The organism is Paenalkalicoccus suaedae (assembly GCF_006965545.2).
In the GTDB taxonomy this organism is placed as follows: Bacteria; Bacillota; Bacilli; order Bacillales; family Salisediminibacteriaceae; genus Paenalkalicoccus; species Paenalkalicoccus suaedae.
Genome location: NZ_CP041372.2, coordinates 588106 through 610815 on the forward strand (window position 1 = coordinate 588106; position 22710 = coordinate 610815).

Genomic DNA, 22710 nt, shown 5'->3' on the forward strand with positions numbered 1-22710 from the left:
AAAACCGAGATAAGGCACATAAATCCAGAACGAGGCACATAAAAAAGTGACGGGATAGCACGAAGTCCATAACTCCTGCATGAGGCACATAAAATTTTGATAAGGAACATAAAACTGAGATAAGGAACATAAATCTAAAACGAGGTACATAAAAACGTAACGGAGTAGCACGAAGTCCATAACTCCTGCATAAGGCACATAAAATCTTGATAAGGCACATAAAACTGAGATAAGGAACATAATTCTAAAACGAGGCACATAAATCCAGAACGAGGAACATAAAAACGTAACGGAGCTTCAAAAAGCCCATAACCCCCTAATAAAGAACATAAAATTTACCCAAAATCCAAATACCAATACAGACATACAATTAAATCACCCCCAACTACCCCTCCCAAGCTCTCCTTACTAACAAAATGCCTCCTGCGTGAACACAATCCTACTAAATCTCAAAAAACATGTAAAAATGACTGTTCATTCACCCTGATATACGATATACTATATTTACATTATATAGGATGGAGGCGCTGTCAATGGTAAAAAACCCACCATATTATACAGGAGTCGGGAATCCGGCTGCGCATGTGATTTTACCGCCTTACCCCGTTACGCCAAAGGTGACGGCTGATGTACGTAAAAATATTTCAGTTAATCCTTATCAAAAATAACATATGAAAGCGATGCTTCCAGGAAGCATCGCTATTTTTATGCTCAAATTTGGCAATATCCTCTTACTTTCTCACTAAATTACGTATAACCACTTGCTAACTAATAGAGAGTACATTATAATTCGTAACTGTTGAACTTTTAGTTCGCTCAATTAATCACAAACAAGCACGTACACAAATTTTTCTCACAGAAAGGTGATTATGTAAAATGGCTAAAGTATTATATATCACGGCACACCCATTAACAGAAGAAGCTTCCTACAGCCTAGCTGCAGGTAACGAATTTTTAAATAGCTACAAAGCAACAAACCCGTCTGACGAGATTGTTCACATCGACCTATTTAAGGAGTATATTCCATTTGTAGATGCAGATGTATTCAGCGGTTGGGGCAAGCTTGGCGAAGGAAAGAACTTTGCAGAACTAACAGAAGACGAGCAGAAGAAAGTTGGTCGTTTAAACGAATTAAGCGAGCAGTTTAACGGAGCAGACAAATATGTCTTCGTAACACCACTCTGGAACTTCTCCTTCCCACCAGTAATGAAGGCGTATCTTGACGCTGTAGCTGTTGCTGGTAAGGCGTTTAAGTACACAGAAGAAGGACCAATTGGTCTATTAACAGACAAAAAAGCGCTACACATTCAAGCGCGTGGAGGCGTTTATTCCGAAGGCCCTGCTGCAGGAATGGAAATGGGTCACCGTTTCATTGAGACAATTATGGCATTCTTCGGCGTTCCAACACTTGAGACGCTATTCATCGAAGGGCACAATGCAATGCCAGACAAAGCAGCTGAAATTAAAGAAGCTGCGCTAAAGAATGCAAAAGAGTTAGGTACAACATTCTAAGTTATTTAAGAAAGAGATTATCCTCTTATTCAGAGGGTAGTCTCTTTTTTTTCTGTAAAAAAGGCATTTGAAGTGATTTTTGTAGAGTAAGAGTCTACAATAAGGGAATCACAATGCGTAGGAAGGTGGTTTTGTCGATGCAGGTAGCAATTATTGGCGGTGGATTGACAGGCATTTTTGCCGCACGAGTATTACAAGAACTTGGCCATGAGCCGCTTATTATAGAAAAGAGTCGAAGTGTTGGTGGAAGACTTGCGACACGACGTATTAACGGAGGGCGCGCGGATCACGGTGCGCAATTCTTTACCGTACGTTCGACGACGCTACAGTCCCTCGTTGAGGATTGGGAGAAGCAAGGGATTGTGCGTAGATGGTTCGGCGACGATCATCCAAGGTACATGGCGCCGAACGGAATGAATGGTCTTGCAAAGGACCTTAGCCAAGACTTACAGGTGATACTCGATGAGCGAGTTGTCCATGCCGAATACGATGCGAAGGGCGGCGTGACAATCGGAACTGATAATGGCGAGCTATACATGTGCGATGCCATGATCATGACAGCGCCAGTGCCTCAAGCCCTTGAGCTTCTAGAAAATAGCGTAGATGTTCTAGACGACGAAGTGGCAGACGTACTCCGAACATCTGCTTTTCACAGCTGTTTTGTCGGTCTATTTGAACTAGAAGAGCCTTTTACAGTTGGGGACAGTGGCATCTTAGATAGTGACTTACCTGAAGGCATTGATAAAGTGATTGCGAACGATCAAAAGGGCATTTCTGATACACCGCTTCTTTCCGTTTATATGACAGGAGAATGGTCAGATAAGCGCTTTGATTGGGAGGACACTAACGTGATGCAAATGATAGAAGAACAGGTTGCGAAATTAGAGCTACCTGAGGTGGTGTCAGCACAGTTAAAGAGATGGCGCTATGCCGAGGCTATTTCGAAGCTTGACGAGCCGTATATGGAGCTTATTAAAGGAGCTCCCTTATATATTGCTGGTGACAGCTTCCTTCGATCTGATGACTCAAGTGGACGCACACGAGTAGAGAGTGCGATCCTCTCGGGAATTGAAGTAGGAGAAGCCGTAAACAGATACTTTTTACCTGAAGAATAAACAACATGTAGCCACTGCCCGCGGGTAGTGGCTTTTGATTTTGTTCTTGTTTAAGAAATGATAAAAAGGTTATTTCTGAGGATCGTTTTTTGTTAAAAGCGGAGAGTTCATTTTGTTGGCAGGTAGTTGATTTAACTAGCTTTTTATAAAGATCGAGGTGATGGATACTAAGTACAGTTACTAGGCACACATGAAGACCTATCTGACGAAAACGCCTGATAGTTGGACATAAAAAAAGCATCACATGTCTTCGCAAAGAATGCTTAGACATGTGATGCTTCCTTAGACCGTATAAACAGTCTTAATCTGCACTTCCAATTTGCCATGCTCCGTTTCGACGTGCGTCGCCTCCACCGTACATACTCTCAACTTGGCCGTCTTCGTTTAGGACGAGTCCTAAACCTTGAATACCACCATAGAAGAGTGGGGAGGTGTGTGTAACAACGGAATAGTTCATACTACGAAGCTGCTGTGCGGCTTCTGGTGATAGCTCTGTCTCCGTATACACTACTTCATCCTCGTTATAAAAACGAGGTGCTTCAATTGCTTCTTGAAGCGTAAATGGATCACCTTCATCGTTAAAGCCGTGATTATATTGCATAATTGTTTGGAATACCATCGCTGGAATTCGACGTCCACCAGGAGATCCTAGCCCTAATACAGGCTTTCCTTGCTCTTCAAAAATCATCGGAGCAACAAAGGTTCGTGGACGTTTACCTGGCTCGTAGCGGTTTATCGACTCGTCATTTTCACTGAAGTTATTCAGTTGGTTATTTAAGAAGAACCCATTTTTATAAATACCTGAACCGAAGAATTCTCCTAACGAGTGCGTTGCAGAAACCATGCGACCTTCATCATCAACAATAACAAAATGCGTTGTATGTCTAGAATCAGCTTCTTCAGCTGGAGAATCAAATAACTCTACATCTGCATCTGAAATCTCATTTAATGAAATTTGTGAAACAAGCTCATCGATATATGCATCATTTGTAAATTCACTGTGATCAATCTCATCAAATGCTGGATCACCAAGTGTATCAAGTCTGCTTGAGTATGTCACTTTTGAAATTTCATTAATGATGTGCATATAAATATGCTGTAATTCCGGATAATTAATTAAGCTCCCTACCGTAACTCCCTCTGGGAATTCAACTTCAGGGAAGGCTTGAGATAAGTCAATTTGCTCTGCCATTTGCAGGGCTTGAACCACCACTGTACCAGATGATGGAGATGGACCTCCATAAATTGTTTGCTCGCCAACTTGGGCGGACACTGGTTCGACAGACTGTGCTTCATAGGCTGCAAGATCTTCGCTAGTGAACGCAAGCTCAGACGATAGCATGTCTGCAATCGGACCCTCATAGAATCCGTCAGCTCCCTGATCTCGAATGATTTCTAGCGTTTGAGCTAAATCCTCTTGTACGAGCGTGTCATTCACATTTAATGCTTGACCGCCTGGGAAGAAAATCTCTCGCTCCGCGTCTGTCATTGCTAAGTAACGTACGGCATTACCAGTTTGCTGATTAAAGATAGCACCCACCTGAAAGCCTTCTCGTGCAACATCAATAGCAGGCTGTATTAAAGTAGCCCAGTCTAAGTTGGCGTGTTCCTCATGAATGCGCTCCATGCCTCGGACTAAGCCAGGAACAGCAATACCACGCTCTGGCCATGCGCCACTTTCAGCAGCGGCTTCTCGATAGTCATAGCTTAATGGACCCTCTTCAGGATCGTGGACAAGCATTAATCCACCTCCACCAATACCAGATCCATAAGGCTCAACAACATTTAGCATGAAAGAAACAGCAATTGCAGCATCAATAGCATTACCGCCTTCTTCCATGATATTCATTCCAACTTCAGCAGCTAACGGGTGAACGGAACTAACTCCATAAACACCAGCGGACTGGGGCTCGGGTTCATTGTTTACGTTCGTCGTATTTTCATTATTTTCTTCTGGAGAAGCTTCAGGAGTGACATCAACGGACGCTACCTGTCTTTCTTGAAAATCAGCACCAGAGTATGGTTCTCTAAACGGGTCGAACTCTGATTGGAAATAAAAATTCCACGCAACAAGACCTACAAACACGATTGCTGCAGCAAGGTGCGTAAGCTTTAAATAGGGTCTGTAATTCATGGCGTGACATCCACTCCTTCTAAAATACCGGCCGCATCTAAATCAATAACAAGACGACCATCGCGAACCTCCCACAATTCTCTTGGGAGCTCTTTACGTAGCGTGCGGAAAATACGGAAGTCTCGATAAGGCTTCATGATACCGGCTGTCTCTTGTGGCTGTGACTGGTTTAAAAACATTGGGACAAAGGAAAGCTCTTTAGAGCCATTGTCTAAAAAGTCAAGCTGAGCAATAACGGATTCTTTCGTACGTGTCCAACCTTGATCAAAGACAAAGTTACCTAAGCTGTTCATCGATAGCATACGATTGCCTTCAAAACCTTCTAAAATTGTAACAGGCTCTAATACGTGAGAGTGATGTCCGATTACGATATCCACCCCATAGTTAGCTAGATATTGAGCTCGCTCTTCTTGTTCGGCATTTGACCCAATCTGATATTCATCGCCCCAGTGAATATGGACGACCATAATGTCGACACCTAGGCCGCCTTCTTCTTCAGGGAGCTTCGCTTCGATTAATCGATTACGTAGCTCACCTAAACCAGCGTATTCGCGTGTAAAGACACCACCAACAAAGTCCTGGGCGCTAAAACCTTGGACGAAAACATCGGTGAAGCCTAAAATCCCAACTCGAGTATCGTCATCTAACTCAAATGTTTTAACTCCAGCTGCATCGATCGCACCTTCTGCAATTTCTTCTTCCGATAAATTCATTGCGTCTCCCATACCAATAATATCAATATCGGCATCGCGGAAATAGTCGAGGGATTGCTGTAAGGAAAGGTCGCCGTAATCAAGCATATGGTTATTAGCAAGGGTAACCGAATCAAACCCAGCATTGATTAGTGCATCACCTGCATCAGGGGTTGCGTATAAGTGAATATCCTTATTGTGTAGCTCGGCGTCTTCAATTTCTGCCTCAATCTCAGGAATGCTGTCATCAATAATAGGCGTCTCAAAGTTGCCTGTTACATAATCAGATTCCTCAAAAAATGGCGTTACATAGTTAAACACACGGTCGATTGGTTCGTTTGCTTGTCTAGCGGCGTCTGCTACGTGACGACCAAGCATCATATCGCCAACCATGGACATACGATACGTCACATCATCTGGTCTAGTATCAGTTGGGACGGTAGAATTAGCAAAAATATTATGACCCAAAAAAGGGACAGCTAAAATTGCAAGGGCAATAAGAGAATGCGGCAGTGCTTTTTTCTTATGGTTTACCTGCATTAGTTTTAATCTATCTTTAAAATCTAACTTGTCGTTCATACTGATTTCACCTACTTTAGACTCTGCATTTTAGAATAAGTGGTACACCGTAATGACAATAAAGGTCGCAAACGCGATGATAAACGTACTTGAGAAGGTTGGTAACACACCTTGTTTTTGAATCGAATTGGCAATCAGTCCTGGAACGATGACACCAATTCCCCTGAGCTCGAAGGCTTCAAATGGGGTGAGAGGGAAGCCGAAATCAAAGGCCATTTTTAAAAGCACACCGACAGTTAGCATCGCTGCGAATTTTCTTCTTCCATATAAAACAGTAAATCTTCCTATTACTTGTGTGACCACTAAATATGTAAGTAAACTGATAACAGCTACTACAATGATGTAATTCAATTGATCAAATACAAGTGCTAAGTATCCTGGGACAACTAGTCCTGCAGGAACAATCCCGGTTTTTTCGGCGTAAAGAAGGGAGAGCAATACGCCTACAACGATGGCAATATATAAATCCGTACCAAACAAATTAGCCAGCTCCTCTGAATAAAATCTATTATACGTTTACAGGGTAGAGGGGCTGTCCCACGAAGCTTTTTAGGACAGCCCCTTACTCATATTAATGCTGTTCAACTAATACGCGCTTTTTAGAGCGTCGTTTTAAGCTAGGTAAATCCAGCTTAGGTTTTGCTTCTGTCTCATCAAGCTTCTCCATCGCATTGGCAATCTCTTGCCCGCCACCATGGATATTACCGATGCCATAGATGATACTACTTGCAGGCAGCGTGTGCACCGTGCGCATCACTTCGCCAGTATTCTTTTTCTCGAGGTTGATGATCTCTTTTACTTGAAGCTTACCTTCTTCGTGAGCATCTAGGATTGGACTGACGCTTTTACCTGTTAGAATAAGAGTATCAATTTCCATATGAGGCAACACGTCTTTAGCAAACTGAATAGTTCGGTCAACACGATCATCTCGACAATTCATCATGACAACTCGGTTAGTTGCAGGATAGTTTGTGTCTAAGATCTTTTGCCAAATGTTGAGTGTGGATGTGGCATCGTTTGCTGCAAATCCGTTGAAGAAGAATGTTTTTTGCCCTTCTTCGCCAAATTGATGGACGCGCATTGCGCCAGGATCTACAGGTGCGCGGAGCATACCTTGTCTTGCAACAGTACGATCAATTCCTAAAATGTCCGCGACGGCAAATCCGATTGCGGCATTCTCTGCAAACATCATGTAAGGAAACTCTTTTAAGTATGATTCCTCAATGCCAGTTGTTTCAGCAATGATCACTTGAGAACCTCTTGCTTCCGCTGCTTTTTTGAAAAAACGGGTATGATCGTTTTTAGGCATGATCACATAGCCGTTTTTAGGAATGGTACGAGCGAATGCTTCTGCAATTTGCTCAATTGTCGGACCCATTACATCTAAGTGATCCTCGACAACGTTTGTTATAATTGTAATACTTGGTTTAACAAATCGTTTTTCGAATACATCCTGATATTCGGGATTAACAGCCATACATTCTGTCACGAAGGCATCAACGCCACGGCTCGCAACCTTTTTCGTCATGATTTTTTGTTCAGAGATATTTGGACCTTGAAGGCTTCTTGTGATCGGTTCTTCCTCAATTTTGTCCCAATAAAAAAGACGAGGTGAGGTACCTGTCGTTTTACCAGCTACACGTTGGTTGTCCTCACGGAGAATTCCCATGATCAGCCGTGTAACAGTCGACTTTCCTCGAACCCCGTTTACAAGTATACGGGTCGGAATTTTGTCGATATGTCGATCCAGTTTTTGTCGCTCGCGATAGCCTATAAATAGGACAACTGCGGCGAGAAGGCTTAAATAAAGTAACTCGCTCATGCTTTACCTCCTACGAAAGTTCACACTGTTTCTATTATATACGAATTTGTCGATTTATAAGAGAAAAAGTTTCGTCTGTCTATTCCCTTAATCCTTTATGGGAAAACGCTTTTTTACACAGGATCGATAAAAAAGGCTTTCTACTGCGGTTTAATGGAGTAGTATGGTAAAGTTACGATGATTATAAAAGAATGTGTGACCTTATCCATAAGTGGTAAATAATCAAATTAATTAACAAAATGTTTAATAATGGGGTTTTTAATAATGACTAACATATTAATTGTGACTGCTGTAGAGGCAGAAAGACAAGCGGTTTTAACAGGCTTATCCGATTTTCGTCACATAGATGTCGAATTGTGCGGTTTTGGACCGATGGAAAGTGCAGCAAGAACGTCCAAGCTGTTAGCGGAAAAAAGTTATGATCTTGTGATTAACATGGGAGTAGCTGGAGCATTCCAAGGACGTGCAAGGATAGGCGACTGCGTTGTCGCAAGTGAAAGTATCAGCGCAGATCTAGGGGCAGAATCAGGGGAAGGCTTTAAAACAGTCGAGGATTTAGGGTTCGGCAAGATGCGGTTTGAAGTAGCAACTCACGCGGAATCGTTAAAAGAAGCGATCGAAGCAGCCGTGCCAGCTCATATAGGACCAATTCTTACTTTGTCGACAGCAACTGGAACAGAAGAAACGGAAGTTTTGTTAGCAAAGCGGTTTGATCCAGCTGCTGAAGCAATGGAGGGAGCGGGCGTTGCAACAGCCGCATCGCTATTCGATGTGGATTTTTTAGAAATTCGAACAATCTCCAATATGGTTGGTCCACGAGATAAAGGTGCATGGCGATTAGACCATGCCTTGCAGTCACTAAAAAAAGTAGCAGAAGTAATGAAGGGAGAGCTTAGTTCATGAAGATAGCTTTTTCACCATGTCCAAATGATACATTTATCTTCCATGCACTCGTGCACGGGAAGGTCGATGGTGCACCTAAGATGGAAGTGACGTATGCAGATATTGATAAGACGAATCACTGGGCGGCTGAAAATCGGGGTCCCGAAGTGATGAAAATTTCGTATGCGGCATTGCCGTGGGTGTTAGATAACTATCAATTGATTCCTTGTGGCGGTGCACTAGGTAGAGGCTGTGGCCCTCTTGTGCTAATAAATGGGGAGAAGTCGTTTGATGACCTAAAAGGAAAGCGCATTGCGGTACCGAGCGATCGTTCAACTGCTTACCTGCTCTTCCGTCTATGGTTGCGCCAACAGGTTCCAGACCATGGGAGCGAGATTATCGTGATGTCATTTGACGATATCATGCCTGCTGTGCAAAGTGGGGAAGTTGATGCAGGTCTTGTTATTCATGAAGCTCGTTTTACGTATCAGAATTATGGGTTATCAAAGCTCGTCGACCTTGGCGACTGGTGGGAGCAGGATACTGGCACGCCAATCCCTCTCGGAGCAATTATTGCGCGTAAAGACGTAGACGCAAAGCAGTTGGAGGAGTGGATCAAAGCTTCCCTTTCCTATGCTTACGAAAATCCAAGTGAATCAAACGACTATATCATGGAGTATGCACAAGAGATGTCAGCGGATGTAGCTCGTCAGCATATCGATCTTTATGTCAACGAGTTCTCTATGGACTTAGGTGATACTGGCCGAAAAGCAGTGGAATCGTTATTGGTGAGAGCAGCGGCGGAGGGTCTGTTGCCGAAGGTTGAAGTAGAGGAGTTATGGTCGGTTAAATAGAGAGGAAGGTGAGTCCGGGCACGTTATAGAACGTGTTTGGGCTTTTTTTTGTTATTTAGGAATTGATAAAAAACGATACTTTTTGTTATGCGTGAAGTTCATATAGCTCACTGACGCAAAACGCTTCCTATTTAAATTCCTCATCACAACCCCTGCAAGAAAGAAGGCCCATATAGGAGGATTTCACCTTTGCGCAAAAGAAGAGGATAACCTCGAGAGTCAAAGCACGGACCGCGCAGAGTAAAAAAATGCGCGACCCTCTTTAACCAAAAGAGGCATTCCCAATCTGGGTATGCCTCTATTCAATATAACCACTATTAATAGGAATAGCTTTGCTGAATACTCCCGTCACGTTTATGAATCACAACGGATGTGCCCTTATTCTTCGCGATCTCCTTCGCGCGCTCAATAGCTTCGTTTTTCTTATCAAAAATACCCGACGCTCGACTCGCATCGGAGGAGCGGACCGCCCAACCACTATCGTGAGAAACAACATGGACACCTTTCTCATTCAGTTCGGGATTACTGCTGGAGTTTTTAGAATGAGACGTTAAATCTTGGGTAGATTTGTTTTCGAGCTCCTGCTTTTCTTCTTTTGAAGCGTCTTCGTACCATTTCTTTGCCTGTTCGGTTGCAATTGGAATGACGTCTTCTTCTTTATATCCATCAGTCAGCATGGCGTTACCAATATCGATGGCTTTTTTTCGAACTAGATCCTTTAAATTCTTCCATGAGCTAGGATAATTGTTCATTGACCAAGGCATTTGTCTTCCTCCTAATGAATAATTTATGCATCTTTTTCCCTGTCATTTGGAAGTTCAAACGTTTACATGTTTTCTTAAACGGGCAAAGGCAATTATTACACAGGAGGAGTGATCATATGGATAGCGGACAAAAGCAAGAATTATTAAGCGTTCTACATGAATGCATGGAGGTAAGTAATCGTTGTTTTGATCAATGCTTGCAGGAAGAAAATCTAGAGATGGTTCGCAACTGTATTCGACTAGATCGAGAATGTGCAGATTTTTGCCAGTATGTAGAAGGAGCCATTGCACGAGATACCCCGTTTGTGGAAGAGCTACTTCAAGCTTGTGCAACGATCTGTAAGGCGTGTGCAGACGAGTGCGATCAGCATGACCATGATCATTGCAAAAGGTGTGCAGAGGTTTGCTATCGATGCGCGGAACTATGTGAGAAATTTACGGCAGCATAATAAAAAAGACCTTCCCTTTACTACCAAAAAAGGGAAGGTCTTTTTCATTTTACTAAACAGAGGAGTCATCAACTAATTCCGTAAACACAACTAATCGTTCTCGGTGTGTGCCTACGTTCCGGTCAAATTCTCCAGTACATGTGATTAAATTTAAATTACGAGATGATGTACCACCAAATACAAGGTCAATAGGGGCGTCGTCATATGGATATGACTCCTTTCCCATTACTTGAAAGGTAAGGACATCTCCGTTTTCACCGGTAATAATAATTTCGTCACCAGCTTCTAGATCCTTTAAATCGAAGAAGATTGCCGGACCTGTTAAGTCATCTACGTGCCCAGCTAATACGGAATTACCTTGTGCTCCTGGTTTGGCTCCGCGGTTGAACCAGCCAACTGTGTCACCATCATCAGGAACAGACATCGCGCCATCTGGCTCTAACCCGACGCCATCTACGACTGCATCCACGTTAATTGCTGGAATTTCAATCTTTGTTGGCGTAATTCCTCGAGAGGTACCACCTAAAACAGATCGGATAGGCTCGGCTTCGACGACGTTCGAGGAGGAGTCATTTTCAGTGTTTGCCTCACTCGAAGCAGATTGTTGATCAATAGAGTCCGAATTTGACTCATTCTCTACATCTTCTTCTGAAACAGAGACCTCATTTGCATCATTCGAGACATCGGAAGAGGGGTCATCTTCTTCCATGTCTGTGCTAACGTTTGAAGCGGTATCTTGATCTTGAGATAAAGAAGCTTCCTCTCCTTCTGTTGCACAAGCTGCAAGCAGAAGGAAAGGAGCTAGTAAAAACAGTTTTTTGTTTATGAAATTATTGAGTGACAAGCTTCTTACGAAAAATAACCGCTGCTACCACACCACCAGCTAGTACTAGTAGTAATGGAAGAGTAGAGTTAGACTGTGCAGAAGCTCCACCCATACCAGTTTGTGGCATGTCAGAAGGCATTGCGTGTGCTTCGTCAGCAACAACAACTACTTCTAATGAATCTACGTCAGCACCTACAGCGTATACAGAGTAAACCATGTTAGCTTCTAAAGCTGTACCAGAAAGGTCTAATACTTGGTCAGTTGTTCCAGCTGCACGAATTTCAAGATCGTAAGTCGCTGGGTCTAACTCAAGATAATCTGTAACAGCAAAGAATTCCGCACCTTCAAATAAAGAGTCGCCACCTACTAAACCAACGTCAACCGCAGGAGCACCTGGGTTTACGTGTCCTACACGTACCTTTGTCATTCCTTCGCCTACCATATTATCATCGCCAAAAGCTTCTAAAGTTAAGTTTTCTAATGTGTTAGTAGCAGCCACTGTGTAAAACATTCCTGCTTCTACTGTTAATGTTTGTTCAATGACAGGGTCACCCTCGCCACCTTCACCAGCTGGGAAAATCGCGACATCGTGATCGCCAGCAGGTAATTCTAAGTAATCAGTAATGTCTTTAAATGCTGCACCTTCAACAGCTGCCTCACCATTTACATATACGTCTACTGCTGGTGCATCAGGGGAAGCATGAAAAACTCGTACCATTGCATTTTCGCCATCAACGTGATCATGTGCAAAAGCGCCTGTAGCAATAGTGCCAAACGTTAAAATGAACACGAGACTAGCAACTAACCACTTAAAATTTTTCAAACCAATCATCTCCCTAAATTTTATTATGCACTCGTTATACATAGGTGTATTACTTATGCACAACGATTGTACAACTTGTTTAGCCGAAAAGGCAAAAATAAAAACCTGATTAATCTAATAATTTTTTTGTGTCGAATTTTGTCCTAGACAAAACCCTTGGCACTATTACGTTTTATACCCTCGGGTGTAAAAATAAAAACATCTATTTTCCTATTTATTCTGACTAGATAGTCCAAAAGTTGTACATTATATATACGTACACGTTGTATTATGAGCACTTAATCTAAAAGAATGCGTTGAAAATATTGCCATTTTGCGGTGAGTATCTTGTACAAGGCGATTGAAAAAGAATAGTTGATGGTAAAGGAGGCGATGTCGGTGACCAGGGTAATTAAGGTGAGATTCTGGTTAATGTGAGGTCGGGAACGGTTAATGAAGTAGCGATTCCGGATAATGGAGGCCCGCGAACGGATAATGAAGTAGCGATTCCGGATAATGGAGTGCCACGAACGGATAATGAAGTAGCGTTTTCGGATAATGGAAGGCCGCAAACGGATAATGAAGTAGCGTTCTCGGATAATGGAGTGCCGCGAACGGATAATGAAGTAGCGATTCCAGTTAATAGAGGGCTTCGAACGGATAATCTAGATGCAATTCCGGATAATTGAAACCCACAAATGGAAAATCGAGCAACGATTCCCCATAAACCACACGACGTCTTTTCACAAAGAAAAGGCTGAGACAATTTGTCCCAGCCTTTTCTTGAAAAAAGAACACTTTTTTAACATTACCGTACCTTTCTACTTCGCCAGGTTCAGCTTTATTCTCGTGCCACCGGGATCGACGATAGATTGATTCTCCATTTCCTCTCCCATCGTATACACTTCCATGAGGGCCTCTTCGTTAGGGAAAGCTATTTCGATATGAGCAAGCCCGGTCGCATTAGATGGTGGAATGGTCGCATCAGTACCTGCCCACGTATTTAGTCCGATGTGATGATGGTAAGATGCTGTTGATAAGAAAGCGGCAGAGTCGCCGTATCTCGTTACAACCTCAAAACCAACCATTCGGTAAAATTGTTCTGCTTCTTCTAAATTAGCAACCTGAAGATGCACGTGTCCAATAATCGTGTTAGAAGGCAGTTTATCAAAAGGCTCACTACCTGCTTCCTGCAAGATATCTTCGACATCTAAGCGATTAGTTCCCATAACGATTTGTCCATCCTGCCATTCCCATTTAGCAGGATCGCGGTCCGCATAAAACTCAATGCCGTTGCCATCTGGATCAGCTAAGTACACAGCTTCACTCACCTCATGGTCCGAAGCCCCTTGTAATGGATATTTTTTATCAGCGATATGTGTAAGTAATCGTCCGACCGAGGCTCTGTCTGGTAACAGATACGCTATGTGATAAAGACCGGTAGTGTTTGGCTGCCTTTTGGTTACATTCTCAGGAGCTACTAAAGTGACTATCGGATTTACTCCATCTACCGTTAATGTGGCAGTTGCTTCACTCTCTTCTAAAATAGAAAACCCCATGATGTCCGTATAAAAATCTAAAGAACGTCGTAAATCAGTTACTTTTAACGTCACAGCGTGAATGAACGTTGCTGGCGGAGCGTGAAATGTTTTCATATGAACCTCCTGAAATAGTAAAAGATATACTTACTAATAGTAAGTATAAACTTGTTTTCTAAAACAAGCAATATTAGTGACATATAACACTTATATTCGTACCACCACCCGATGACAGGTAAAGCAATATAGTGGTAGAATAGGGCATGTGAAATGACTTAATAGAGGAGTGTCTTATTAATGAGCAAAGTGCTAGTGTTTGGTCACCAAAATCCCGATACAGATACCATTACATCTGCATTAGTGTATGCAGACTTAAAGCAAAAACTCGGACAAGATGTGGAAGCGGTCCGACTTGGAGAGGTTTCAGAAGAAACGCAATTTGCCCTTGACGCATTTGGGGTAGAAGCACCTCGACTTGTCGAGAAGGTAGCAAGTGAAGTGGATCAGGTTATCCTAGTTGATCACAATGAGCGCCAGCAAAGCGCTGTTGATATTGATGAAGTGCAGGTGCTTGAGGTCATCGATCACCACCGCATTGCAAATTTCCAGACAGAAGCGCCACTATATTATCGCGCGGAGCCTGTCGGCTGTACGGCGACGATCTTACGCAAGCTTTATAAAGAAAACGGGGTGGAGATTTCACGTGAAATGGCTGGACTGATGGTTTCGGCTATTGTGTCTGATACGCTATTGTTCAAGTCCCCTACGTGCACGGAGCAGGATATCGAAGCCGGGAAGGATTTAGCAACAATTGCTGGAATCGACCTAGATACGTATGGTCTTGACCTACTTAAAGCTGGAGCTAACATGAGTGAAGCGACGGTCGATCAAATTCTTACGATGGATGCAAAAGAATTCACAATGGGTGAACACGTGGTCAAAATTGCGCAAGTGAACGTGGTAGATGCCAATGACGTTCTCGGAAGAAAAACGGAAGTACTTTCTTCTATGGCAAGTGAGGTACAAGAGAAAGGATATGGCCTATTTGTACTTGCAGTTACGGACATTCTTTCTAATGACTCCGTTTTATTATCAACTGGCGAGCATGAGTCTGCTGTGGAAACGGCGTTTGGCGTAAAAGTCGACGATCACGAAGCGCTTTTAGAAGGCGTTGTGTCTCGTAAAAAACAAATTGTCCCACCACTTACTTCAGCATTATCTTAAAAGATAGACGGGTTTAGAGTGTACTTCTCTAGGTCCGTCTTTTTTAGAAACATGAAAACTAGTAGAGGTGAATATGAAAATGGCAAAAATAGCTGTAGTTACAGGAGTTAGTCGTAGAGAAGGACTTGGAGCTGCTATTTGTTTGGAGCTTGCAAGACGAGGTTATGACATTTTTTTAACGTATTACAGACCGTATGATGATCAAATGAGCTATGGCATGGATGAAGATGGTCCGTCAGCAATTTTACAAGATATTGAAGAGCTCGGGCAACGAGCGTCCATGATGGAAGCAGATTTGACTCAAGTTTCTAACATTAAAAAAATCTTTGCTGAGGTATCGAATGTGTTTGGGGCTCCGGCAACTGCACTGATCAACAATGCGTGCGTATCGGTGAACGATTCGATAGACTCTATCACCGCTGAGGCATTAGATGAGCACTACGCGATCAATACTCGTGCTGTTACACTTCTTACGCAGGCATTTGTGAAGCAGTTTGAGAATGGAAATGGGCGCATTATTAATATAGCAACAGGCTGGAATCAAGGAGGTCGTATGCCCGATGAGCTATCTTATGTCCTGACAAAATCAACTTCGGAGACACTCACGCATACACTTGCAACGGTCTTGATGAAGCGCGGTATTACGATTAATAGTGTGGATCCTGGGCCGACCGATACAGGTTGGATGGATGAGCAAGTGAAGGATGCGCTCACGCCGCTGTTTCCAAGCGGTAGACTGGGAGTTCCGCAGGATGCTGCTAGACTAGTAGGGTTCCTTGTGAGCGACGATGCGCAATGGATAACTGGTCAGACGATCCATTCGGATGGGGGATTTAGGGACTGAGGTTTGTTGGTGTGAGTTTGTGGTGTAAAGACCACGCGAAAATGAGGGTGGACTGCGTACAAGTGGGAAAACTGCGCAAGTTGAAGGGCGGACTGCGTAGGTTGAAGGCGGAATCGCGTAAGTAAGAGGGTTGATCGCGCGAAACTATGCCTGGACTCGTACAAGTGGGAAAACTGAGCAAGTTGAAGGGCGGACTGCTTAGGTTGAAGGTGGAATCGCGTAAGTAAGAGGGTTGATCGCGCGAAACTATGCCTGGACTGCGTACAAGCGAAAAAACCGCGCAAGTTAAAAACCGAACCGCGCTCCCCACCGGCACCACCTCAACCCAAATACCCAAAACAAAAAAAGGCGCCGATTCACTCACATCGGCGCCTTTTTTATATCCAAAATCACTTAGCTTTGCCCATACCGTTCGTAACGCTTTTCTAAATAGTTTTGTAAAACAGTCATGGCTGAGCATACGGCCCAATAGATTAAGGCGACTAAGATGAACATGGTCATATAATCCATTTCGCGTCCGGCAACTATTCGTGAGAGCTGAAAAATCTCTGGAACGGTTATCATAGCAGCTAATGAGGACGCCTTAATTAAGTCTAAGAGCACGTTTGTCAGCGGCGGTACAGCAATGCGAGACGCCTGTGGCAAAATAATGCGACGCATCATGAGCCAATAGGAGAAGCCAAGTGAGCGTGCTGACTCCCACTGTCCCTTTGGAATCGCGCTAATGGCCGAGCGATTGATCTCCGCCATGTAGGCAGCGCTATTTAAACTAAAGCCGATGATTGCAGCGGTAACTGCTTCAAACTGAATTCCGATAAAAGGGAATCCAAAATAGAGTAAAAACAAGATGATTAGGATTGGTACACCTCGCATAAATGAAATGTACACTCTAGCAGGCCATCGTAGCAGAGCATAATCAGAAGCCCTCGCGATGGCTAATAGTAATCCGATGATAAGGCCAAAGCCCATGCTGACGAGTGAAATCAGTAGGGTGAGACCGAGTCCGGATAATACGTATGGAAGCGAATCGATCGCAAGCTGTAGGTCAAAAATGTGCTCCCACTGAACGTCACGCATGGAAAAGCTCCTTCCTTATTCGTTCTCTGTTGCTTCTTCGTTTTCCGCGCCTTCTTCTTCGGCACCTTCCTCAAATGGGAATGTTACGCCATCATCATCAAATTCGATATCTGGCTCTTGGGAAACATCTTGGCCACCGAAGAATTGCTCAGAAAGCTCCGTAATCGTGCCGTCTTCAAGCATTTCTGCAAGTACATCGTTTAAGTTATCACGAAGCACCGTGTTTTCTTGATTCATAATCATTGCTTGGTTGTTTGGGTAGTAGAATAAGTCTGGGTGAATGATAACATCGATCTCAGGCAGCGCTTCGATTGCGAGCGACTGAAGATAGAAGTCATTCATGACCGTATCAAGACGGCCGTTTTCGATGTCACGAAGGTACGTATCGTTTGTCACGTTCTCATACGTTACGCCTTCCGCTCCGTAGAACTCGGAGATCTGCATGTAGATCGTTGTTGCAGCTCCACCGTGGCGCTTTCCTTCTAGATCTTCTAATGACTCAATTCCTGAGAGATCATCCGGGCGTACAATCAAGCTACCATAAGAAAATTTATACGGCTCTGTGAAGAGAAAGCTCTGTTCGCGCTGTGCATTAATGTCGATATCGTTTACAGCAAGGTCTACTTGTCCGCTTTGAATGGATGTAAGCATGCCGTCAAAGCCCATCTCTGTAAACTCGACTTCTAAATCGAGTCTGCTCGCTGCTTCACGAGCAATTTCAACTTCAAATCCAGTCAATTCATTGGTGCCTTCTTCGCGGTATGAAGTTGGGAAGAGCGTTCCGGAAGTGGCGATTTCTAGAACGCCTTCTTCTTGAATATCGTTCCATCTTTCTTCAGCAGCAGATGCCGCATCGTCTGTACCTGCCGTGTTATCGTTCGTGTTTGTGTCGTTATCTGAGCCACACGCCGCAAGCATGAGCGCAGCAGCGGTAACGGAGCTAGCCTGTAATAGTCGTTTCATTTAAATAAATCCCCCTGTTTCATGAATTGATTAACAGAAAAAACATAGCATGTAAGTCGGATTAAAGCAACATCTCTGCATGATTTTGCTTTATTAATTTAGCGGGGTAACGGGAAGGGGAGGATGGAGATAAATTCACCTTTTCATCAGGACTAAATGACTCTTGCCAAACAGGTTTAAAATAGGCACAATATAATAGGACATATATAAATACTTTTTTCCGAGATGAGCAAAAAAAGAGAATAAAATTTATTTTTTGTATACACTAAAAAACAGGTTAGAGTTTTGCCGAATAGGGGTATCTTCCGAGAAGAGACACCTATATGCAGAAATTCACCAGAAGGGGACTGGGTGACATGGCTCGACATAAGACAATTGATCAGCTTCAAATATTTACTGCAACGGAGGAGCTTATTTTAGAATCGGGCTATGCAGGATTTCACTTCAAGTCGCTTTCGGAGAAATTAGGTGTCGCTAGAAGTACCATTTATAATTACTACACGAATAAAGAGGAGCTAGTTACAGACTTTATGCTACATATGCTCCAGCAGGTAGTAACAAAAATGGATACGGTACACGAGCATGAGGAGCCGATACGAGCAATGATGGGACTTTGGGCAAAGTATGCGAATATGCATCAAATGCTACAAATCATGCCATACATTGATCGTAAAGCATCGCCGAAAGTGGAACAAAATGCGAAGCGAATGTTTATTATGCTTGAAGAACTGCGTAACAAGATAGAAGGAGTGGTAAAGGAAGAACAACGAAAAGGGAATATCCGTCAGGACGTTCAGCTTGGAACGTTAGTATCGATCATTATGAGTACTGTTCAAGTACCAGTCGCAAATCGTTCCGAAGATGAATGGACGAACGACGTTTTTAATGTCTTAATGCAAGGGCTTAAGGCATAATATTTTTGCATTAAAATGACACAAGTGTCACGAAGATGAAGAGGGGGAATCACCATGTTTGATACAGTCATCAAGCGACCAAAAATCACGATGATGTTTGTGCTTATCTTGACTATTGTAGGAGCTTTAACATTATTCCAGCTCCCACAACGCGAAATACCTGAATTCACATTTGATATAGGGACGATTTCAACACCGTACCCAGGTGGAGCTCCTGAAGAAGTAGAGCAACAGGTAACGGTACCTATTGAGAATGCGATCGATTCTATAGAAGGAATTAGTGCAATCAATTCGGTCTCGACGTCCGGATTTTCTAACATTGTCTTAGAGCTTGAGGATGGTGTTGACTCAGCACGAGTGTTTACAGAGGTCCAACAAGCTGTCACACAAACGTCTGGGAGCTTGCCAGACGCAGCGCTTACTCCTGAAGTATCGCAGGCGTCTGCATTAGGTGGGTTATCTAGCTATCATATTTTAGGGGATAGCCATGACGACCTATACGAGCTCCGCGACGAGATCGCCGAGTGGCAGGAGGAAATTGAGTCGATTCCTGGCGTTGATCGAACGGACGTGAAAGGATTCCCAGATCAGCGACTATTGATCAATATCGATTCAGAAGAGCTGTTTGGAAATGGTCTGCAGATCCCTGACGTCTTTAATGGGATTGAAGGGGAGCTTGCAACGCAGCCACTAGGTGTGCAGGAGGTTTCCAATCAAAACGTGCAGCTTGAGCTATCCACGCTCGCTTCGTCAGAAGAGATTGAAGATATCTTTATTGGGCTAAATCCAGAGGGAGACTCTATTTACTTGCAGGACATTGCGACTGTAGAGCTTGAGAATGAGACACCTGAGGATATTGTCACGTTTGAAGACACACCAGCGTTATCTTTCACGATTTTCCCAGGTCCTGGAGAGAATATTCCGGCCCTTGGCAATCGCGTCGATGAGCGGATGCAGACGCTCGCGACAGATTTACCTGAGGAGTTCACGTTAGATCTCTTCTATACGCAGGAAACAATTGTAACAAAGGTAATCGGAGACCTGTCTCTATCCTTTGGACTTGCGGTGCTGTCGGTTATCGTCGTAACGCTATTAGGGTTAAATATTTCGTCAGCGGCAATCGTCGCTTTAGCAATTCCGTCGTCAGTTTTAATCGGGTTAATCCCACTACCGTTTTTAAGCGTTGATTTAAACCAAATTTCCATTATTGGACTAATTATAGCACTTGGTATTTTGGTTGATGACGCCATTGTAGTAGGCGATAATATCCGCAATAAATATCGCGAAGGGATGAATCCAGTCGAGGGTGCTTTAGAAGGTAGCCGTGAAGTGCGTGTTTCTATTATCACTTCGACCTTAGCGATTGTGTTTACTTTCCTACCACTTGTATTTATTTCAGGCGGCAACGGGGACTTTATTCGTGCTTTACCAACCGTGCTAATTTCAACAATTATTGCATCAACGATCATTGCACTTACGTTCGTTCCTATTTTCCTTACTTGGAGAAGAAAGAAGCAGGTGAGAAAGAAAGGGAAGAAGCGTCGAGGAAATTCTGATGGTCTTGTTGGTAAACAATTTAATTCACTTGCAGATTGGTACAGCCACACGGTGCTACGAAAGGTAGTCAAAAATCCGTGGAAGGTATCGATCGCTGGTCTTGCGTTAACATTTAGTTTTTATGCGCTCATTCCATTTATTCCGGTGGAGTTTTTCCCGAGCACGGATCGTGATGAAGTAACAATCGATGTCACGTTACCCGCGGGGACTCCGATAGCCGAGACGGAGCAGACGTTGCTTTCAATGCGTGATTTCGTGGTTTCTCAAGATGAGTTCGTGTATGAGAGCTCGGTGTATGCTGGCGGTGGGCTGCCGCCGATCTTTGGGGATGGCCTAGAGAACCCGGGTGAGACGACGGGTAGCATTTTGCTACGTGTGGATCGCGAGAGTCAGTCGGCGGAGGAGACGATCGATCGTTGGACGAGTCCTCTTCAAGAGGAATACCCGGATGCGGTTGTCGAGCTTTCGACGATTGAGGCGGGACCTCCAGTCGGTGCACCGATCGCGATTACACTTCAGGGGCCGGACATTGAGGAGCTTGTCTCTATCAGTAATGAGCTCCAGTCTGAGATTGGTGACTTGCCAGAGAGCGGCACAGTTCGTGATGATATCGGGCAGCTTCGTCCGACAATTGTCTATGAGCCAAACCGTCCTGCTCTTGAGGAAAATCAGTTGACGCTAGCAGACATTAGTGAGCAGATTGGTCTTCGTACAGAGGGCATTCCGTTTATGACCTTCCAAACGGCCGAAGAATCGGTTGATCTACAGCTAACACTTGATCGAATCGAAGCGGGTGAGGAGCTAGACCTGTCACAGATTGAGATTCCTAGCCAAGCGCAAGCAGAAGGTCCACCAGAAATTGTGACACTTGAAGAGCTTGTGGACCCAGTAGAAACAGAAGAGATTCCACAAATTCTTCGTGAAGACGGCGTGCGTACAGTCGTCGTTCGTGTCTTCCCTGGAGAAGGAGACGCAGCGGAGCTTGAAGCAAACATTGAGGAAATTACTGACCGCGTATCAAGCGAGATTTCCGAAGACTACACGGTAAGTTTAGGTGGAGAGACGGAGGCGCGCTCCGACTTTATTATTGAGCTTGCGATTCTCTTTATCTTTGTTGTCTTCTTAATTTATATTTTGTTTGCGATCCAATTCTACTCATTAACGATTCCTTTCTTAATCTTGATTACGGTGCACATTGCCGCATCAGGAGCGATAGTCGGTTTATTTATTACTCAGACGGGGCTAGGATTTACCGCCTTGATGGGTATCGTCTCCTTAGCTGGGATCGTTGTACGTAACTCGGTTGTTCTACTTGAGTTCATCAAGCAACGACGTAAGGATGGTTACGAGCTAGAGGATGCAGTTATCGAAGCAGGACGTGTTCGACTTCGTCCAATCCTATTAACGGCATTAACGGCTATTGCAGCCTTAATCCCGGTTGCATTTAGTGGAGACGTGCTGTTTGTACCACTTGCGATTTCGATTATTGCAGGTTTAATGTTCTCGGCTGTATTGACTGTCATTTTAGTACCGTCGATTTATATGGCGTTTGCCAAGAAGGCTCAGTAGAGGAAAAGCTACTTAATAATGTAGTTCAAATTCTAAAACCTTCGGTTCTCCTGCGCTCTCGGCTGGCGCTTTCCAGAGGAGCTTGTTCAACTATTTTAGCCGTCCAGTGGCCGGTTAAAAGGATTTTCACTACGCGAAAGTGCTCCTCTAGGAGACTCCAGCCTACGCTCCGGAGAACCAAAGGGGAACGGTGTTTACACGACATCGTTCCTCTTTTTTTATGGATTAAAAAGGGCTAAGAGCGTGATTGCTTAAGTGCTAACTAATTGGATGCAGCTCTTCGAGCTTGAGTTGCTAAAGTGCTAACTAGCTTCATTCAGTTCTGCTAAATGATGAGGGTTCGAGGAGTCAGCTCTCCGAACGCCCTACGACATTAGTAGGGTCAGTGTCTATGCCTACTCGTCGGGCAGAAGTCGACTGTAGTCTCCTTCTAAGCGCCCTTCTGCGTGGTCTTAGTCCTTGCCTATTCCTACTAATTGTCTTCGGGCATTCTCTGAGTCTGCCTCCTCTTGAGCTTCAAATTGAAAAGGTAACAATTAATTTAGAATGCTTTGTTCAAGACCATAACCAAACTTTTGCTATTACTAAATAAT

General features: G+C 43.8%; 21 protein-coding genes. 11 read left to right on the forward strand and 10 right to left on the reverse strand.

Translation table 11 applies throughout. The features are described 5' to 3' along the window. The first annotated feature begins 533 nt into the window (after nucleotides 1-533). The 3 genes from FLK61_RS20150 to FLK61_RS03470 all read left to right on the forward strand — a co-directional run bounded on the left by FLK61_RS20150 (nucleotide 534) and on the right by FLK61_RS03470 (nucleotide 2627). Nucleotides 534-668 carry a hypothetical protein gene (locus tag FLK61_RS20150; protein ID WP_283811880.1) on the forward strand — a complete coding sequence of 45 codons (135 nt, stop codon included), beginning with the start codon at nucleotides 534-536 and terminating at the stop codon, nucleotides 666-668. A gap of 208 nt (nucleotides 669-876) precedes the next feature. Beyond that, nucleotides 877-1512, forward strand: a complete 636-nt coding sequence (locus FLK61_RS03465) for an FMN-dependent NADH-azoreductase (RefSeq protein ID WP_176008142.1) — start codon at nucleotides 877-879, stop codon at nucleotides 1510-1512. Nucleotides 1513-1649: 137 nt separating this feature from the next. Then, nucleotides 1650-2627 carry an NAD(P)/FAD-dependent oxidoreductase gene (locus tag FLK61_RS03470; protein WP_176008143.1) on the forward strand — a complete coding sequence of 326 codons (978 nt, stop codon included), beginning with the start codon at nucleotides 1650-1652 and terminating at the stop codon, nucleotides 2625-2627. Nucleotides 2628-2928: 301 nt separating this feature from the next. Here FLK61_RS03470 and FLK61_RS03475 read toward each other — a convergent pair whose 3' ends face one another. The 4 genes from FLK61_RS03475 to pgsB all read right to left on the reverse strand — a co-directional run bounded on the left by FLK61_RS03475 (nucleotide 2929) and on the right by pgsB (nucleotide 7854). Then, nucleotides 2929-4761 (reverse strand): gamma-glutamyltransferase family protein, encoded by a 1833-nt coding sequence (locus FLK61_RS03475; RefSeq protein WP_176008144.1) that lies wholly within the window; start codon nucleotides 4759-4761, stop codon nucleotides 2929-2931. Further along, the gene (locus FLK61_RS03480; protein ID WP_176008145.1) at nucleotides 4758-6032 is read right to left on the reverse strand and encodes a CapA family protein; all 1275 of its coding nucleotides are present in this window, start codon (nucleotides 6030-6032) and stop codon (nucleotides 4758-4760) included. Before FLK61_RS03480 ends, FLK61_RS03475 begins: the two co-directional genes overlap by 4 nt. Before the next feature lie 30 nt (nucleotides 6033-6062). Then, nucleotides 6063-6512, reverse strand: coding sequence for a poly-gamma-glutamate biosynthesis protein PgsC (gene pgsC / locus FLK61_RS03485; protein ID WP_176008146.1), 450 nt, complete (start codon nucleotides 6510-6512; stop codon nucleotides 6063-6065). Between the two features lie 91 nt (nucleotides 6513-6603). Then, entirely contained in the window at nucleotides 6604-7854 is a 1251-nt protein-coding gene (gene pgsB, locus FLK61_RS03490) for a poly-gamma-glutamate synthase PgsB (RefSeq protein ID WP_176008147.1), read from the reverse strand. Between the two features lie 264 nt (nucleotides 7855-8118). Between pgsB and FLK61_RS03495 the strand changes: the two genes are divergently transcribed. Further along, on the forward strand, nucleotides 8119-8757 hold the full coding sequence (locus FLK61_RS03495) for a futalosine hydrolase (protein WP_249777669.1): 639 nt from the start codon (nucleotides 8119-8121) through the stop codon (nucleotides 8755-8757). Continuing rightward, nucleotides 8754-9590, forward strand: a complete 837-nt coding sequence (locus tag FLK61_RS03500) for a 1,4-dihydroxy-6-naphtoate synthase (protein ID WP_176008149.1) — start codon at nucleotides 8754-8756, stop codon at nucleotides 9588-9590. The genes FLK61_RS03495 and FLK61_RS03500 overlap by 4 nt, the downstream gene beginning before the upstream one ends. A gap of 317 nt (nucleotides 9591-9907) precedes the next feature. Here FLK61_RS03500 and FLK61_RS03505 read toward each other — a convergent pair whose 3' ends face one another. After that, nucleotides 9908-10354, reverse strand: a complete 447-nt coding sequence (locus tag FLK61_RS03505; protein ID WP_176008150.1) for a DUF2188 domain-containing protein — start codon at nucleotides 10352-10354, stop codon at nucleotides 9908-9910. Nucleotides 10355-10470: 116 nt separating this feature from the next. Between FLK61_RS03505 and FLK61_RS03510 the strand changes: the two genes are divergently transcribed. Beyond that, nucleotides 10471-10803 (forward strand): four-helix bundle copper-binding protein, encoded by a 333-nt coding sequence (locus FLK61_RS03510; protein WP_176008151.1) that lies wholly within the window; start codon nucleotides 10471-10473, stop codon nucleotides 10801-10803. A gap of 52 nt (nucleotides 10804-10855) precedes the next feature. On the opposite strand, the gene FLK61_RS03515 is transcribed toward FLK61_RS03510, so the two are convergent. Both FLK61_RS03515 and FLK61_RS03520 read right to left on the reverse strand, forming a co-directional pair. Continuing rightward, nucleotides 10856-11647 (reverse strand): class F sortase, encoded by a 792-nt coding sequence (locus FLK61_RS03515; protein WP_176008152.1) that lies wholly within the window; start codon nucleotides 11645-11647, stop codon nucleotides 10856-10858. Further along, nucleotides 11634-12452, reverse strand: a complete 819-nt coding sequence (locus FLK61_RS03520; protein WP_249777670.1) for a DUF4397 domain-containing protein — start codon at nucleotides 12450-12452, stop codon at nucleotides 11634-11636. Before FLK61_RS03520 ends, FLK61_RS03515 begins: the two co-directional genes overlap by 14 nt. A gap of 413 nt (nucleotides 12453-12865) precedes the next feature. Between FLK61_RS03520 and FLK61_RS03525 the strand changes: the two genes are divergently transcribed. Beyond that, nucleotides 12866-13120 carry a hypothetical protein gene (locus FLK61_RS03525; protein ID WP_176008154.1) on the forward strand — a complete coding sequence of 85 codons (255 nt, stop codon included), beginning with the start codon at nucleotides 12866-12868 and terminating at the stop codon, nucleotides 13118-13120. A gap of 132 nt (nucleotides 13121-13252) precedes the next feature. Here FLK61_RS03525 and FLK61_RS03530 read toward each other — a convergent pair whose 3' ends face one another. Continuing rightward, a complete protein-coding gene (locus FLK61_RS03530) occupies nucleotides 13253-14086 on the reverse strand; it encodes a VOC family protein (RefSeq protein ID WP_176008155.1) in 834 nt (277 codons plus the stop codon). A 180-nt stretch (nucleotides 14087-14266) separates the two neighbouring features. Between FLK61_RS03530 and FLK61_RS03535 the strand changes: the two genes are divergently transcribed. Both FLK61_RS03535 and FLK61_RS03540 read left to right on the forward strand, forming a co-directional pair. Continuing rightward, nucleotides 14267-15193: a manganese-dependent inorganic pyrophosphatase gene (locus tag FLK61_RS03535; RefSeq protein WP_176008156.1), complete on the forward strand. Its 927-nt coding sequence runs from the start codon at nucleotides 14267-14269 to the stop codon at nucleotides 15191-15193. 79 nt (nucleotides 15194-15272) lie between these two features. Next, nucleotides 15273-16037 (forward strand): SDR family oxidoreductase, encoded by a 765-nt coding sequence (locus FLK61_RS03540; protein ID WP_430708786.1) that lies wholly within the window; start codon nucleotides 15273-15275, stop codon nucleotides 16035-16037. Between the two features lie 393 nt (nucleotides 16038-16430). On the opposite strand, the gene FLK61_RS03545 is transcribed toward FLK61_RS03540, so the two are convergent. Further along, nucleotides 16431-17114: an amino acid ABC transporter permease gene (locus FLK61_RS03545; protein ID WP_176008158.1), complete on the reverse strand. Its 684-nt coding sequence runs from the start codon at nucleotides 17112-17114 to the stop codon at nucleotides 16431-16433. A 15-nt stretch (nucleotides 17115-17129) separates the two neighbouring features. After that, nucleotides 17130-18077, reverse strand: a complete 948-nt coding sequence (locus FLK61_RS03550; RefSeq protein ID WP_176008159.1) for a transporter substrate-binding domain-containing protein — start codon at nucleotides 18075-18077, stop codon at nucleotides 17130-17132. 356 nt (nucleotides 18078-18433) lie between these two features. Between FLK61_RS03550 and FLK61_RS03555 the strand changes: the two genes are divergently transcribed. Beyond that, nucleotides 18434-18991, forward strand: a complete 558-nt coding sequence (locus FLK61_RS03555) for a TetR/AcrR family transcriptional regulator (RefSeq protein WP_176008160.1) — start codon at nucleotides 18434-18436, stop codon at nucleotides 18989-18991. A 54-nt stretch (nucleotides 18992-19045) separates the two neighbouring features. Further along, nucleotides 19046-22117 (forward strand): efflux RND transporter permease subunit, encoded by a 3072-nt coding sequence (locus FLK61_RS03560; RefSeq protein ID WP_176008161.1) that lies wholly within the window; start codon nucleotides 19046-19048, stop codon nucleotides 22115-22117. Nucleotides 22118-22710 lie beyond the last annotated feature (593 nt).

What these genes read in the sequence shown, in the direction of transcription:
- FLK61_RS03500 (WP_176008149.1), top strand. Translation starts at nt 8,754, where the DNA reads ATGAAGATAGCTTTTTCACCATGTCCAAATGATACATTTATCTTCCAT.
- FLK61_RS20150 (WP_283811880.1), top strand. Translation starts at nt 534, where the DNA reads ATGGTAAAAAACCCACCATATTATACAGGAGTCGGGAATCCGGCTGCG.
- FLK61_RS03480 (WP_176008145.1), bottom strand. Translation starts at nt 6,032, where the DNA reads ATGAACGACAAGTTAGATTTTAAAGATAGATTAAAACTAATGCAGGTA.
- pgsB (WP_176008147.1), bottom strand. Translation starts at nt 7,854, where the DNA reads ATGAGCGAGTTACTTTATTTAAGCCTTCTCGCCGCAGTTGTCCTATTT.
- FLK61_RS03555 (WP_176008160.1), top strand. Translation starts at nt 18,434, where the DNA reads ATGGCTCGACATAAGACAATTGATCAGCTTCAAATATTTACTGCAACG.
- FLK61_RS03505 (WP_176008150.1), bottom strand. Translation starts at nt 10,354, where the DNA reads ATGCCTTGGTCAATGAACAATTATCCTAGCTCATGGAAGAATTTAAAG.
- FLK61_RS03465 (WP_176008142.1), top strand. Translation starts at nt 877, where the DNA reads ATGGCTAAAGTATTATATATCACGGCACACCCATTAACAGAAGAAGCT.
- FLK61_RS03540 (WP_430708786.1), top strand. Translation starts at nt 15,273, where the DNA reads ATGGCAAAAATAGCTGTAGTTACAGGAGTTAGTCGTAGAGAAGGACTT.
- FLK61_RS03530 (WP_176008155.1), bottom strand. Translation starts at nt 14,086, where the DNA reads ATGAAAACATTTCACGCTCCGCCAGCAACGTTCATTCACGCTGTGACG.
- FLK61_RS03560 (WP_176008161.1), top strand. Translation starts at nt 19,046, where the DNA reads ATGTTTGATACAGTCATCAAGCGACCAAAAATCACGATGATGTTTGTG.
- FLK61_RS03510 (WP_176008151.1), top strand. Translation starts at nt 10,471, where the DNA reads ATGGATAGCGGACAAAAGCAAGAATTATTAAGCGTTCTACATGAATGC.
- FLK61_RS03475 (WP_176008144.1), bottom strand. Translation starts at nt 4,761, where the DNA reads ATGAATTACAGACCCTATTTAAAGCTTACGCACCTTGCTGCAGCAATC.
- FLK61_RS03495 (WP_249777669.1), top strand. Translation starts at nt 8,119, where the DNA reads ATGACTAACATATTAATTGTGACTGCTGTAGAGGCAGAAAGACAAGCG.
- FLK61_RS03545 (WP_176008158.1), bottom strand. Translation starts at nt 17,114, where the DNA reads ATGCGTGACGTTCAGTGGGAGCACATTTTTGACCTACAGCTTGCGATC.
- FLK61_RS03470 (WP_176008143.1), top strand. Translation starts at nt 1,650, where the DNA reads ATGCAGGTAGCAATTATTGGCGGTGGATTGACAGGCATTTTTGCCGCA.
- FLK61_RS03535 (WP_176008156.1), top strand. Translation starts at nt 14,267, where the DNA reads ATGAGCAAAGTGCTAGTGTTTGGTCACCAAAATCCCGATACAGATACC.
- FLK61_RS03550 (WP_176008159.1), bottom strand. Translation starts at nt 18,077, where the DNA reads ATGAAACGACTATTACAGGCTAGCTCCGTTACCGCTGCTGCGCTCATG.